The 14,256-nt window shown below is 61.7% G+C and carries 15 protein-coding genes; 1 reads left to right on the top strand and 14 read right to left on the bottom strand.

Annotated features, from left to right (window positions below):
* Positions 1–117: 117 nt before the first annotated feature.
* Positions 118–381: a DUF6124 family protein gene (locus tag ACEN8E_RS01565; RefSeq protein ID WP_495591160.1), complete on the bottom strand. Its 264-nt coding sequence runs from the start codon at positions 379–381 to the stop codon at positions 118–120.
* A 532-nt stretch (positions 382–913) separates the two neighbouring features.
* The gene (locus tag ACEN8E_RS01560; protein WP_495591159.1) at positions 914–1,816 is read right to left on the bottom strand and encodes a LysR family transcriptional regulator; all 903 of its coding nucleotides are present in this window, start codon (positions 1,814–1,816) and stop codon (positions 914–916) included.
* A gap of 119 nt (positions 1,817–1,935) precedes the next feature.
* Between ACEN8E_RS01560 and ACEN8E_RS01555 the strand changes: the two genes are divergently transcribed.
* Positions 1,936–3,216 carry an MFS transporter gene (locus ACEN8E_RS01555; protein WP_495591158.1) on the top strand — a complete coding sequence of 427 codons (1,281 nt, stop codon included), beginning with the start codon at positions 1,936–1,938 and terminating at the stop codon, positions 3,214–3,216.
* On the opposite strand, the gene ACEN8E_RS01550 is transcribed toward ACEN8E_RS01555, so the two are convergent.
* The 12 genes from ACEN8E_RS01550 to gbpA form a co-directional block, all read right to left on the bottom strand.
* The gene (locus tag ACEN8E_RS01550; RefSeq protein WP_495591157.1) at positions 3,209–3,640 is read right to left on the bottom strand and encodes a type II secretion system protein M; all 432 of its coding nucleotides are present in this window, start codon (positions 3,638–3,640) and stop codon (positions 3,209–3,211) included. The genes ACEN8E_RS01555 and ACEN8E_RS01550 overlap by 8 nt on opposite strands.
* Positions 3,637–4,743: a type II secretion system protein GspL gene (gspL, locus tag ACEN8E_RS01545; protein ID WP_495591156.1), complete on the bottom strand. Its 1,107-nt coding sequence runs from the start codon at positions 4,741–4,743 to the stop codon at positions 3,637–3,639. The genes ACEN8E_RS01550 and gspL overlap by 4 nt, the downstream gene beginning before the upstream one ends.
* The gene (locus ACEN8E_RS01540) at positions 4,740–5,591 is read right to left on the bottom strand and encodes a type II secretion system protein GspK (RefSeq protein ID WP_495591155.1); all 852 of its coding nucleotides are present in this window, start codon (positions 5,589–5,591) and stop codon (positions 4,740–4,742) included. Before ACEN8E_RS01540 ends, gspL begins: the two co-directional genes overlap by 4 nt.
* Complete coding sequence (locus tag ACEN8E_RS01535; protein WP_495591154.1) at positions 5,588–6,130, bottom strand: type II secretion system protein GspJ; 543 nt, start codon at positions 6,128–6,130, stop codon at positions 5,588–5,590. The genes ACEN8E_RS01540 and ACEN8E_RS01535 overlap by 4 nt, the downstream gene beginning before the upstream one ends.
* Positions 6,123–6,506, bottom strand: a complete 384-nt coding sequence (gene gspI, locus ACEN8E_RS01530; RefSeq protein ID WP_495591153.1) for a type II secretion system minor pseudopilin GspI — start codon at positions 6,504–6,506, stop codon at positions 6,123–6,125. The genes ACEN8E_RS01535 and gspI overlap by 8 nt, the downstream gene beginning before the upstream one ends.
* Positions 6,499–6,966 (bottom strand): type II secretion system minor pseudopilin GspH, encoded by a 468-nt coding sequence (gspH, locus tag ACEN8E_RS01525; protein WP_495591152.1) that lies wholly within the window; start codon positions 6,964–6,966, stop codon positions 6,499–6,501. Before gspH ends, gspI begins: the two co-directional genes overlap by 8 nt.
* A 3-nt stretch (positions 6,967–6,969) precedes the next feature.
* Entirely contained in the window at positions 6,970–7,425 is a 456-nt protein-coding gene (gene gspG, locus ACEN8E_RS01520; protein WP_495591151.1) for a type II secretion system major pseudopilin GspG, read from the bottom strand.
* Positions 7,426–7,428: 3 nt separating this feature from the next.
* On the bottom strand, positions 7,429–8,637 hold the full coding sequence (gene gspF / locus ACEN8E_RS01515) for a type II secretion system inner membrane protein GspF (RefSeq protein ID WP_495591150.1): 1,209 nt from the start codon (positions 8,635–8,637) through the stop codon (positions 7,429–7,431).
* Between the two features lie 3 nt (positions 8,638–8,640).
* Positions 8,641–10,113 carry a type II secretion system ATPase GspE gene (gene gspE / locus ACEN8E_RS01510; protein ID WP_495591149.1) on the bottom strand — a complete coding sequence of 491 codons (1,473 nt, stop codon included), beginning with the start codon at positions 10,111–10,113 and terminating at the stop codon, positions 8,641–8,643.
* Between the two features lie 4 nt (positions 10,114–10,117).
* Positions 10,118–12,037, bottom strand: a complete 1,920-nt coding sequence (gene gspD / locus ACEN8E_RS01505) for a type II secretion system secretin GspD (protein ID WP_495591148.1) — start codon at positions 12,035–12,037, stop codon at positions 10,118–10,120.
* Positions 12,038–12,045: 8 nt separating this feature from the next.
* Positions 12,046–12,582 carry a type II secretion system protein N gene (locus tag ACEN8E_RS01500; RefSeq protein ID WP_495591147.1) on the bottom strand — a complete coding sequence of 179 codons (537 nt, stop codon included), beginning with the start codon at positions 12,580–12,582 and terminating at the stop codon, positions 12,046–12,048.
* Positions 12,583–12,659: 77 nt separating this feature from the next.
* Positions 12,660–14,126, bottom strand: coding sequence for an N-acetylglucosamine-binding protein GbpA (gbpA, locus tag ACEN8E_RS01495; RefSeq protein WP_495591146.1), 1,467 nt, complete (start codon positions 14,124–14,126; stop codon positions 12,660–12,662).
* Between the last annotated feature and the right edge of the window lie 130 nt (positions 14,127–14,256).

Genomic DNA, 14,256 nt, shown 5'->3' with positions numbered 1-14,256 from the left:
AAATATTTCCCCTGTAGGAGCGAGCCTGCTCGCGATAGGCGTCAACGATAACGCGGGCAGCCTGAATGAACGCGTTGCCCGGACGTTTTTCGCGAGCAAGCTCGCTCCTACAGAGGATCACGGTGGATCAAGGTTATCCAACACCCGATTCACCGCCATTTCCCCCAACATGATCGACTGCTGAATCCCCAACAGTGTGTGCCCCTGCGATCCCGTCAGGTCTCTGGCGAAGTCACTGGCCATGACATTGGCTGATGCCAGCGACACGCAGGCGTATTCCAGCAGGGTGTGGTTGTCGATATCGGGGGCGATGAGGAAGATCGCGCCGGGCTGGCGTGGCGCATCCGGATCGGTATCCGGTGGCTTTGGCGTATGGGTCATGATTCAGCGTCCTGAAAGTGGCGGCCACACCGAATCGCTACTGATCAAAAGGGTGGCAGCTGTACGCAGGTTAGTAGACCGGGTCTTCGCCAAACCGGCGCGCCCGAAGGCGCCCTGCGCACAGCTACCGTCAAGGGCATGTATGGGCATACCTGCCTATCAGGAGCGCAAATGCGCTTGACGAAAACACGGGCTACTAAACCCGATCACTGACCATCAGTGACGCGAATCAAGTTAGCGATGGCCCTCGAAGCGCACAAGCCGGCGGATTCTGGAGTAGTTGTAGGCTGCGCCGCAAGGCGCTGTAGCCTGTCCGGGACAGTTCAGAAATGTCCCACAAACAGTGGTAAAGCTTCTGATCTTCTGTAGGAGCGAGCCTGCTCGCGATGGTCGTTAACGATGACGCGTGCTTCCTGGATGCACGCGGCGCTCTTTAATCCATCGCGAGCAAGCTCGCTCCTACAGGGAATACTGTGTTCACACCGCTGAACCCTGTGGGAGCGAGCCTGCTCGCGAATGGACGGCGCAAGTGTCACGCCTTCAGCGGCTCAACCTTCCTCGTCAACAACTCCACGAACGCCTTGGCCATCGCCGACTTCTGATCCCTGCGCTGCACCAACCAAACCGCCGACACCGCCGCCGGATCGAGCAGCGGTCGGTAGACCACGCCATCAATGCGCATCCGCTGGTAAGAAGCCGGCATCACCGAAACGCCAAGGCCCGCCGCCACCAATCCGATGATGGTCATCGCCTCGCCAGCCTCCTGGGCAAAATGCGGCGTGAAACCGGCATCCCGCGCCAGGCTGAGCAACTGGGCGTACAAGCCGCTGCCATAACTGCGTGGAAAAAACACAAAGGGCTCAAGCGCCAGGGCGGACAGGAACAAGCCCTCCTCGCTGCCCTCTACCAACGGGTGCTTGGAGCTGAGTACCGCGACCAGCGGTTCGCGCATCAGTTCGACCACGCTGAGGCAGTCCGGCAGCCCGAGCGGGCGCATGATCCCGACTTCAATCGACTCGTCCACCAGCGCATCGGCCACCTGGGTGCTGCTCATCTCGCGCAGGTTCAGGTGTACCGCCGGGAAACGCTGGCGAAACGAGAAGATCGCCTGCGGAATGGTCGAATTGAACGGTGCCGATGAGGTGAAGCCGATTTTCAGCTCGCCCAGCTCACCCAGTTGCGCCCGTCGCGCGACATCCGCCGCTTTGTCGACCTGCGCCAGCACCAGTCGCGCCTCTTCCAGGAACAGCCGACCGGCCTCGCTCAGCTCGACCCGACGATTGGTACGCTCGAACAGACGGGCGCCGACTTCCTGTTCCAGCGCCTGAATCTGCTGGCTCAGCGGTGGCTGGGAGATGCCCAGCACCTGTGCGGCGCGGCCGAAGTGCAGTTCTTCGGCGACGGCGATGAAGTAGCGCAGATGACGCAATTCCATGAAAACCTCATTAGGTCGTAGAAGCTATCAAACAGGTCGAACAATATATTGGATTGAATCATTAGCCAGCTATATGCTTTTTTCATTGCCTGACCGGCTGCGCTCCTGCGAGGTCCACCGTGAAAACTGCTGTCGCTCCACTCGCCCATGAAGTTCGTCCCGCCGCACCGGACGATGCCGTCGTCGGACTGAAAGAGATCTACATCGAAAAAGGCACGCCGGCGTTCATGCGCACGGTGTTGGCACTGTTCTGCGGCGGCTTTGCGACCTTCGCCCTGCTCTACTGCGTACAACCGATGATGCCGCTGTTGTCCCACGAATATTCAATCAACGCGGCACAAAGCAGCCTGATCCTGTCTATCGCCACCGGTATGCTTGCCATCGGCCTGCTGATCACTGGCCCGATTTCCGACCGTATCGGGCGTAAACCGGTGATGGTCACCGCACTGTTCGCCGCTGCGCTGTGCACCATGGCCAGTGCGATGATGCCGAGCTGGCACGGTGTACTGCTGATGCGTGCGCTGATTGGATTGTCGTTGAGCGGTCTGGCCGCGGTTGCGATGACTTACTTGAGCGAAGAGATCCACCCACAGCACATCGGCCTCGCCATGGGCTTGTACATCGGAGGCAACGCGATTGGCGGGATGAGCGGACGCTTGATCACCGGGGTATTGATCGACTTCGTCAGCTGGCACACGGCGATGCTGGTGATCGGCGGCCTGGCGCTGATTGCCGCGGCGGTGTTCTGGAAAATCCTCCCCGAGTCGCGCAACTTCCGCGCCCGCTCGCTGCACCCGCGCAGCCTGCTCGACGGTTTCACCATGCACTTTCGCGACGCCGGCCTGCCGCTGCTGTTTCTGGAAGCCTTTGTGCTGATGGGCGCGTTCGTCACGCTGTTCAACTACATCGGCTATCGCCTGCTGGCCGCGCCGTACCACATGGAACAGGCCTTCGTCGGGTTGCTGTCGGTGGTGTACCTGTCGGGCATCTACAGCTCAGCGAAAATCGGCTCGCTGGCCGACAAACTCGGTCGCCGCAAAGTGCTCTGGAGCACCATCGCGCTGATGATCGGTGGTCTCGCCCTGACGATGTTCACGCCATTGCCGCTGGTGATCATTGGCATGCTGATCTTTACCTTCGGCTTCTTTGGCGCCCACTCGGTTGCCAGCAGCTGGATCGGCCGCCGCGCCACCAGGGCCAAGGGCCAGGCATCGTCCTTGTACCTGTTCAGCTACTACGCCGGGGGGAGCATCGCCGGTACGGCGGGTGGCGTGTTCTGGCACCTGGGCGGCTGGAACGGCATCGGGTTGTTCATCGGCACGCTGCTGCTGATTGCGTTGCTGGTCGCGTTGAAGCTGGCGAAGTTGCCCTTGTTGCCGCAGAACACCTCGGCTACTTGAGCACCACCCGCGCCTCCAGGGCATCGTCGCGCTTCTCCAGTGTCAGGGTTTGCAGCGCGACGCCATCACGCTCGATCCCATCGAGCCACTGCATCAACGGCTGCGCGTTGCCATTGAGGGTCACGCGCAGCAGATCGCTATCGCTCTCCATCTGACGAATTTCCAACCCCGCCGCCGCGGCGCTTTCGCTGATGCGCAGCGATAGCGGTTTTTCGCTGTCGACAGGGACGTGGCTGCGCGGTAACGCCCGCTGCAGTTGCACAGCCAGCCCCGCCTGCTGTTGATACTGTCGTTCGACAGTTTCCAGCCGCTGCCGGGTCGGTTGCCAGATCAGGCTGAAAGCCACAACCGTCAGCAGGAAAGCCCCCAGCACCAGCAACAGCCGTTGTTCGCGCACAGACATGCGTCGCCATGCCTGCTTCATGCCTCGTCCTCCATGGTGAGGGTGGCGTGCACCCGGTTGGCGGCTTTACTCGCGCTCTCGAGCCGAACGGGCATGCCTTGCTGTCGCCCGCGCTCACGCAGCTGCTCCAGTTCGGCAAAGCCGCTGGCGGTCAGCTGGATTTTCCAGCCTTCGCCCGCTCGAAACTCGATGCGCCGGACCTCGACCGGGCTGGCACCGATCACCTGTTCAATCAACCGGACCAGCCCGGCAATGCGGGTGTTTTGCGAATCCACAGGCTGGTTTTGCAGAGCCTTGAGTTGTGCGGCCATATCGACGATGCGGCTTTGTTCCGGGTATAGCGTCTTGAATCGCAGCTCATTTTGGGTAGCCAGGCGGTGGGCCTCACTGTCGAGGAAGCGGATCCGCGTCTCGCTGGCACCCCAGGTCAACAGCGCCAGCATCAGCAACACCCACCCGCCGGTACGCCAGGGAAGACGCTTGCCACGCGGGGCGAATGCGCCTTGCAGCAGGTTGATGGCCAAGGTTGGACGGCGGCTCAGGCATTGGTCGATTGCAGTGGCGCCCTCACGTTCGTCCAGCCATTGCATGTCCTTGGGTAACAATGGGGCAAGCAGCGCCAGATCGTCTTGCGACAACGCCATGCGTGCCGACACGCCTCCACCCAACAGCCAACGACCGAAGCACCATGTGCCGCACGGCTGATCACCGGACAACACATCGGCATCGACGAACACGGCGCGTACTTCAATACCCGCCTCGCGCAGCAAGTCGAGCACGGCAACCAAGCGTTCCCGACCGATGACCATAACCGGGTAGCATCCGTCCCGATCACGAGTGCCAACACTCAGATGCACTACTTCCAGCGCTTCACTCAGCTGATCTTCCACGGCGAATGCTATGGCCTGGGTTTCGGGTTTACGCCGTGCCGGCCACGGCTCGCTACACACCCAACTGCACATTTCCATGGGCAGCAGCACATCGACCGACTTCCCCTGCAATGCCGAGGCCGCCTGACTCAGTGGCATCGACTGGCGTTGATCGGTTGGCGACCACAGGACGCAGGGCCAGAGGCTGGATGGCGCGTCCCGGCCCTCGGCGGTCAGGTAAAGCCAAGTGTTCATCGCGGTCTCTCGTGGCTACTGATGGGAAGAAAACGTCGTTGCAGCACGGTCAATTGTCGGGTCTTGGGGTCGTGCCCGACATCCGTGGCCAGGTGCAGTTCGCGCCCGTCCCGGGTCACCCGCACGCTGATCCGATACCAGCGGCTATGGGTGCCAAGTCCGTGACTGCTCAAGCCCTGCCCGGAGAGCAATGGGTCCTGCGTAAATGCCTGGACGCTCGCCCAAGGCGCTGTCGCTGCCTGAGCCGCCAACGCCTCTGCGGTCGCGGCGTCCAGCTCGCCAAGCGTTCTCAACAGCAGCGCCGGTGCGGTGTTGATGTTCAACGCGGTATCGGAGGGCAGCAGCGCCACCCAGGGTTCCAGCCGTTGCAGCAGGTGAGCGTCAATGCCGGGCAGCAAGCGCAGCTGGCTCAGCTCCCGCAGCGGCCCGACCTGGCTCAATTGCAGCGGCGGAAGATCGAGCAGCTCCAGCAGCCGCGCCCAACGGTTGAGGGTGACCTGATCCACCTGCCCCTGGCGTAACAGCGCATTGAGATTGAAGCGCCCGGCAAGGTCATCGATATCGATGCGGATCTGCGCATCTTCAACCTCGAAACCCGGCGCCATGGCCGTCCAGCCTTGAACCCGCTCGACGGGCTTTTCGGTGTTCTGTAGCGCGTCGCGCAACAGCAACATTGCCCAGCTTTCCCCGCCCGATGCGAGTTGGCGCAGGTGTAGTTGCTGCAACTGTTGCCCACTGCTTTGCAGCGACAGGTGATGGCTGCGCAACAAGCCACCGGTGATCAGCAGCGCCAGGCTCATGACCAGCAAGACACTGATCAACGCAATGCCGCGTTGGCGCCCGTTCATGGCAATGCACCCGGCATCGGCAACACCCGACGAATCGATTCGAAACGCCCGACCGAGACTTGCACCTCAAGCGCCAGGGGCGTCTTCGCGTCCTGCCCTGCCGGCCAACCAGCGACCCAGCCGGACTGGCTGTCGAACAGGCGCCAGTTCAACTCGCGTACACCTTCCAGCAGCTTTTGCCGCTGCACGAGCTCTGCGCCTTCGCCCTGGCTTTCGCGCCACAGCACGTCGCCGTCGAGTCGATAGGTCAGCCCCTGGCGCTCACTGCGGGCCTGGTCCAGTGGATTACGCCAGTGACTGCGCTGGAACTGCAAAAGCGCTGGTGCGAGCAGCATCGGCTGCTCAGTGACATGCAGCAGATCCCGCTCGATCACCGCCAGCGCTCGTTGCAGGCGCCTGAGTTCTCGCTCGTGAGCCGTCGCGCCCTGTTGCACCCGCACCACGCTATCGAACAAGCCCCAACTGGCCAGCCCCAGCACGGCGAAGATCGCCAGGGCGATGACCAGTTCCAGCAAGGTGAACCCGCACTGCTTATTCATGAACGACAGGCAGCCAGCCGCTGGCACGATACAAGCCGTGCGCACCGTTTGCAGGACTGACCTGAATGTCGACCTGGAGCAAGCGTGGATCACGGGTGGCGCTGATGTGCTGATGCAGCACCCAATTGCGCTGATCCATGGACACCACCTGTTGTTGCTGGCCGGCCGCCAACCCGGCTTGCAGGCGCAATTCGTTCAAGCGGTTGTCCGCCAGCCACGCCGCGAACAGCCGGTTTTCAACGGCGCCGCGCTGCTTCACCACGTATTGACTGGCTGACAACACGGCAGCCGCCAGCGTCGCGAAGACCGCCAGGGCCACCATGATTTCCAGCAGCGTGAAACCGCCCATGGCGGATCTGGATCGCGGGTTAGCCATCAATCACTGCCTCACCGATACCATCGCAGGACAGACTCAACCAGGTCCGGGAGCCGGACTCGAAGGTCAGCGTGAAGGCACTCGTTTCATCATTGCTGAGCATCAGCAACTGCGGCAGCCCTTCGTCAGCCCCCAGCGTTATCGAATAACCGTCCTCCTTCAAGCGTGCCTGCACACTCCGGGGCCAGCGCGAAAGCGCCGCCACCGGCTCCCACCCGCGAACACCCAGACGCATCACCCGGTAGCCATCGGCACTCAGCCGCAAGCCATACTCCTGGCCCTCGAACACCGCGCGCTCACGCAATTGATGAATCACCTGCACCATCGCCTCGGCTTCCTGCCTGACCTGACGCGCCGGGCTGCCCCCGCTGGCAAGGCTCACCATGCCCAGCAACACGCCAACCAGGACCAGCACGATCATCAGTTCCAGCAAGGTAAACCCCCGGCAGCGGTCACCCACGGATCAATGGCCCCAATTGCCGATTTCGGCGGCAAACCCTTCGCCGCCCGCTACGCCATCGGCGCCCAGGGAATACAGGTCGTAACTGCCATCCGCCGATCTCACACCCGGATTGAGGTACTGATAAGGCGTGTTCCACGGGTCGACCGGCATGCTCTTGAGGTAACCCTGAGGGTTCCAGCCACGCGCCACAGGCAGCCCCGAGGGACGCTTGACCAAGGCTTCCAGGCCTTGCTGGGTCGACGGGTAATGGGCGTTGTCGAGGCGATACATTTCCAGGGCGGTGGCGATGGCCTGGATATCGATTCTGGCAGCGGTGACCTTGGCCTGATCAGGGCGGCTCATGAACTGCGGTACCACAATGGCCCCCAGCACGCCGATGATGACCACCACCACCATGATTTCGATCAGGGTAAAACCGCGTTGTGTGCGGGAGAGGTTTTTGCGGACAGCGTGCATGAGTCAATTCACCAATTGGTTGAGGCTGAGAATCGGGAGCAGGATGGCCATGACGATCAGCAGCACGACGCCGCCCATCAATACCAGCATGGCCGGCTCGAACAGGCTCACCACCAGCGCGATGCGCGCGGCGAGGCTGCTTTCCTGTTGTTCGGCGGCCCGGGCCAGCATGCGGTCGAGCTCGCCGGCACGTTCGCCGCTGGCGATCATGTGCAGCATCATCGGCGGGATGTCGCCGCTCAGTTCCAGGCCGCGGGTCAGCGTTGCGCCTTCGCGCACGGAACGGGCGACATCGACCATCCGCGCACGAATGGTCAGGTTGCCGATGACCGCAGCGGCAATCTCCAGAGCGTCCACCAACGGCACGGCACTTTTGCCGAGGATCGCCAGGGTGCTGGCAAACCGCGCCGCCTCCATGGCTCGCAGCACTTCGCCGATGACTGGCGCATTCAGCACCCAACGATGCCAGCGCAAGCGCCACTGCGGCTGCTGCCAGCTCCAGCGCCACAGGCCGAACAGCGTCGCCAGCATGCCCATCAACAACAGGAAATGGTTGCGCAGGCCGTTGCTTACACCGATCAGCGCCTGGGTCAGCCAGGGCAACGGCTGACCGCTGTCGACGAAGATCTTCACCACATCCGGCACCACATAGCCGAGCAGAAAACCGACGATTGCTGCGCTGGCCAACATCAGGATCAACGGGTACACCAGGGCCATCTGGATCTTTTGTCGCGAGGCCTGGCGGGCCTGGGTGTAGGCCGCCAGTTGCTCCAGCACATGGCCCAGATGCCCCGAGCGTTCCCCGGCAGCCACGGTGGCGCGGAACAACTCAGGGAAGGCGTTGGGAAATTGCCCCAGCGCCGAGGCCAGCGCCTGGCCTTCCATCACACGATTCCTGACCGCCGAGAGCAGGCCTGCGACCTTGCGCTTCGAGCTCTGCTTTGCCACCGCATCGAGCGCTTCTTCCAGGGGCAGCCCGGCCTGAACCAGCGTTGACAGTTGCAACGTCAATAACGCCAGATCCGCCGCACTCAGACGACCGCCGCGGGGTTGCCTGCCGGCGCCGCTGCCAACCCGGACCTCGGTCAATTCACGCGGCCACACGCCGCGCTCACGCAACAACTGTCGCGCATGACGGGGTCCATCGGCCTCCAGTCGACCCTTGCAGGATCGTCCCCGGGCATCGTGGGCGCGGTAGTCGAAAGTTGGCATCGGTCAGTTCTCCTGGGTCACTCGCAGCAACTCATCGAGACTGGTCAATCCTTCCAGCACCCGCTGACAGCCGTCCTGGAACAGGCTGCGCGAGACCTTGCGCGTTTCGTCGACAAGGATTTGCTCGCTGGCACCCTGATGGATCAGCGCCGAGACGGCAGGTGTCACGCTGACCAGTTCGTAAATGCCGATGCGCCCGCGATAGCCGTGCTGGCACTGCACACAGCCCGAGGCTTTGAACAGGGTGTGCGGTCTGGCGGTGTCGAGCCCCAGGCGCTGGCAGGTTGCCGCGTCGGCGATATACGAAACCTTGCAATGGGCGCACAGGGTGCGCAGCAGTCGTTGGGCCAGAATGCCCACCAGCGAGGACGCCAACAGGTAGGCATCGACGCCCATGTCCACCAGCCGCGTGACGGCACCAACCGCACTGTTGGTGTGCAAGGTCGAAAGCACCAGATGCCCGGTCAAGGACGCCTGGACTGCGATCTCGGCGGTTTCGCGGTCGCGGATTTCGCCGACCATCACCACGTCCGGATCCTGGCGCAAAATCGCCCGCAGACCCCGGGCGAAAGTCATGTCGACTTTCGGATTGACCGGCATCTGGCCGACACCCGGTAGGTGATACTCAATCGGGTCTTCGACGGTGAGGATGTTGCGGGTCTGGTCATTCAGGCTGCTCAGCGCCGCATACAGGCTGGTGGTCTTGCCGGAGCCGGTCGGCCCGGTCACCAACAGGATGCCGTGGGGTTTGCCCAGCAACTGGCGCAGGGCCGCGAGGGTGTCGTCGGGCATGCCCAGCCGATGCAGGTCCAGGCGCCCGGCCTGTTTGTCGAGCAGGCGCAGTACCACCCGTTCACCGTGGGCCGAAGGCAGCGTCGAGACCCGCACATCGACTTCATGCCCGGCCAGACGCAAGGCCATCCGCCCGTCCTGGGGCACGCGTTTTTCCGCGATGTCCAGGCGTGCCATGACCTTGATCCGCGATACCAACAGCGTCGCCAGTTCGCGCTTTGGCCTGAGCATTTCACGCAACTGGCCATCGACCCGCATGCGCACCGACAGGTACTGCTCGAAGGTTTCCAGGTGCACATCCGAGGCATGCTCGCGCACCGCTTCACCGAGCAGCGCATTGATCAGGCGAATGATCGGCGCGTCGCCCTGTTGCTCCAGCAGGTCGGCGGTTTGCGGCACCTGATCGACCAGGCTGAGCAAGTCCAGTTCTTCGTCCAGCCCTTGGGCAACCTGCTCCACCGCGCTGTGCCCCTCGCGATAGGCCGCGGCCAGACGGGAGGCGTACTCATCGGCCCCGACAATCTGAAACGACAACGCCCGTCCGCACACCCGGCGCGCTTCCGCCAATGCGCTCAGCGGCGCGTCGCTACGCAAGGCAAGCCGCAGGTCGTCGCCGTCACGCTCCAGCAACACACCAAAGCGCCGGGCGAAGCCGAAGGGCAATTGCTCGCAGCGTTCGCTCATGGCTTTACTGCGCCTTGCCGCGCAGATCGAACACGGGGGCGTCGGTGGATGGCTCGAACAACCCACGCGCCTCGGACGGCAGCAACAACGAGTTGTTATCCCCCGCCCCTGATTTGCTCAAGTCACGCAGCGCGTTGTAACGCTGCTGGCTGACTTGGGACAGGTCTTCCTTGCTGCGCACGATAGTCGGGCGCAAGAACACCATCAGGTTGCTTTTGGTCTGGGTGTTGCGGCTCCAACGGAACAGCGCACCGAGGTAGGGAATGTCACGCAGCAACGGCACGCCGCTTTTCTGGGTGCGCACACTGTCTCTGATCAGGCCGCCGATCACGATGATTTCGCCATCGTCGGCGAGGATGGTGCTTTTGAGTGCGCGCTTGTTGGTGATCAGGTCCGAGGAATCAATTCCCGACACCGAGGGTGCGATGTCCGACACCTCCTGCTCGACCTCCAGGCGCAAGGTCGAGCCTTCATTGATGTAAGGCTTGATCTTCAGGCTGATGCCGACGTCCTTGCGCTCGACGGTGGTGAACGGATTTTCCGCGCCGTTGCTGTTGGTGGCGTAGGAGCCCGTCTTGAACGGCACGTTCTGGCCGACGATGATTTCGGCCTCCTGATTGTCCAAGGTCAACAGGCTCGGCGTGGACAGCAGGTTGCTGTGGGTGTTGCTGGCCAGGGCCGAAATCAGCGCACCGAAACGGTCACCGCCCAGCTGCAGGATCGCCCCTTCCGGCGCCGATCTTTTCTCGTCGAACTTCAGCCCGCCGACGATCGGAATGTCCGTGCCGGGAAAGTTGATGAAGCCCTTGGCATCGCCCGTGCCGAGATTCCACTGCACACCGACGGCGTCGGCGATATCGCCGGAGATTTCGACGATGGCGGCATGGATCAACACCTGGGCCCGCGGCTGGTCCAACTGACGCACGATGCTTTCGATGGTCCGCACCTGCGCGGGTTCGGCAATCAGCACCAGCGCGTTCTGGCTTTCGTCGGCCTTGATCATGAAGGCCGCACCACCCGACGTATCCTTGGCGCCGCCAATGGCGGGCGCCTGTTTTCGGCCCTGCCCCATCGACTCCAGGATCTCGGCCAACTGCTTGGCATCGCTGTGACGCAGGCGAATCACCCGGGCATTGTCGAGCGTCGTGGTGGCCGGCGTGTCCAGACCTCGGGCCAGTTCGATCAAGCGCTGGCGAACGACTGGCGGGCCAATGAAAATCAGCCGATTGGTCCTGGTGTCAGCCAGCACCTGTATGGCTGACTCGGCATTGCGCTTGCCCATGGAGGCCTCGATCACCGGCGCGACGTCTCCCGCCTGTGCATGCTTGAGCTGAACCACCGCATGCAGGTTGTTCTGGCCGGAATCCAGTTCGCGGATCACCCGGGCGACGCGCTTCACATTGGCAGCCGTATCGGTCAACACCAATGCGTTGGCCGATACCGAAGGACCGACATAACCATTGGCAGAGATCAACGGGCGCACCAAACCGGCAATATCGGAGGCGCTACCGGTGTTCAATGCGATGACTTCGGTTACGAACTGCGACGCCGTGGTGGTTTTTACCGTGCCCTGGCCGGCCCGGGTCCTGGCCTCGGCAACCGGGGTGATGAGGATCCGGTCGCCCTCATCGATCACCGTAAAGTTGTGAGCGTCGAGCACCGAATAGAACAACCGGCGCACCCCTTCACGATCGAGTGCCTGCCGGGACATGACGGTGATGCGACCGGAGACCTTGGGGTCCAGTACCACTGTGGTCCCCAGAATATTGGAGATTTCTTCGACGATGTCGCGCAGCTCTGCGTTGTTCATCGCCAGTTGCCATTTTTCTTCGGCGCCTCGAAGCGTGCCCGAGAAGGCGGCAGCCGCCAAAACGGCAAGCACAAGCATGGAGCGCAGCCAATGCGCGCCGACGAAGCTGTTCATTAAATTCATCACTCTGGTTGCCCGGGGAACGGGCGTAAAAAACGCGTGGTCGTGGTAACCGGTAAAGAATCGACAGATGATTCGATTTCCTTCAGAAAACGTGCGCCAGAGGGTGCGAGCGTCAGCAGTTCCTCTCGTCCCTTGTGCCACAGCACAACCTGACGGGGCTCGATACGACGCAGGACGCTACCACCAGGCAAGCGCTCACCCACCTGATAGAGACGAGAACCCTGAGCATTGCCCAGCAGTGCTTTGGATAATCCACTACTGACAAAGCTCGCTTGTAAAGTCAGCGGCTCGGCGCTGGGCCGCGGTGTGGCCTCCGTCGTCAGGCCGAATACAATGGCAATCGATGCTGTTTCGAGTGGTTCACGTACAAGCACCGTTTGCAGGGTTGCGATCTCGGGCGACGGTGAAGCCAGATGCTCGCGAAACTCCCGTTCCTGCCACGCCAGAAACAGCGCGCCGCTCACTGGTAACGCGAGCCAGCAAACGCTGCTCAGGCACGCCCGAATGCGGTGTCCGGAGAAATTCGAAACCTTCATTTTCAACTCGATACTCAGCAGAAGCGCCTGGCTTCAGACGACCTTTTTTCAGGTCGTCTGAAGCCAGTAGCGAGGACTTACAACTTGTCCCACGCCATGTGCCAGTGAGCACCGACACCCGGTTCGAAGCCGTGGGCGGAGGGGCTGTACTGCTTGCAGTAACCCGACTCGGGGAATGGCTTGCACTCAAAGACTTCATTGATCTTCGGATGCAGCACTTTGGTGCCGGCCTTGTAGTCGCTGAGGCCTTCCGGGAACACGAAGTCGTATTCGATGCCGGCGCCTTCACCGGTCAGTTGCGTAGTCTGGGTATCCTGACGGGTGGTGCGACCATCCAGGGTGGTACCGACCAGGGTCAGTGTGTGCGCGCCCGGGTTGCTGCGTACATCCATGGACAACGAAGTGGAGCCGCTGGCTACTTGTGCCGACGTGGTGCCTACCGGTTTGTTGCTCTGATCGAACAAGGTCACTTCGACGTTCATCGCACGGTTCGCAATCATGCCGAACTCGACCTTGGCCCGGCCTTTATCCAGAACGTATTCGGCTTGCTGCGAGGCCACCGACATGCGCGCTGCGGTGTCTTCCTTCATGTCCAGTTGCACTTCGTAGCGGGTTACACCGCTTTCTTTTTGTGCATACAGCGTGTTGTTGCCCCGGATCGGCTCGATGCTGCCGTTTTCATCACGAATACCGGCGCGGATGAGCTTGTGGGTCGCGTTGATTTTTTCCGCCAGCTTGAAGGACCAGTCTTGTGGCGAGCCGTCCTCAGCGTTGTCGATGCTGATTTCGACGCTGTAATCCGGATTCTCGCCATTGGCGGAGAATGCGCGGGCCTTGACCTTGTCACCGACCAGCAGCTCGGTCGAAGGCGCAATGCTACCCACGGAGGACCAGCCACCCGGCAACTCTGGTTCGGCAAGGATGTTTACGTCCGCTGCGTTGTAAAACGCTGCATCGGTATCACCGACGGTCCAGATCGCCAGGATGACGTGATGGCCGGATTTATCTGCCGGGATAGTACAGTTGTGCTTGTCGCTGTTAGACGGCATTTTATTGCCGCCATCGACGGTGCAGAACGGGGTACTTTCGAAGGTGGCGCGCTTGAGCGATTCGTTCGGGTTCCAACCGTTGCGGCTGATGAAATACTCGTGTTTGGTGGCTGGATGAATAGCCTTGTAATGCCATTGGAAATCAATCTTGCGATCCTTGATTTCCGTCAACTGCCAACGGCTGGCGGACTGGGCGTCCAGGGCAGAGAAACGGGCGTGACCACCGCTGGCAATCTTGCCGTCGACCGGCCCTTGCAACGGAGCACCACCGACGCCCGCCGGAAAGCCTTTGAAGGTTTCGCCAACGCTCTGTGGTTCGTACTGCGCGCCACCGCAGTTGGTATTGACCCCTTTCTGGCACAGCAGAGCACGGGACGGTGGGACATCCAGATAGCCATGGGCGGAAACGGTTTGAGAGGCCAGCATTGCCGATACCAGGATCATCGATGAAGTGCAGGCCGTTAAAGCACTTCTCTTATCAAATGTAATTTTCATGATGTATTCCAGACTGCTGATCGAAAACAAGGCGCCGTGCGGGCGGCGATGTTCGCTTCGTTTTTGTTCAGCACTGCGCTGAACAGGGGTCTGGAACCTTACGGGGATGACGAAGAATTCTATGTAGGAG

Source organism: Pseudomonas sp. Pseusp9 (genome assembly GCF_059491265.1).
The sequence above is the reverse complement of the archived record's forward strand: the minus strand, read 5'-3'. Positions and strand labels throughout refer to the sequence as shown.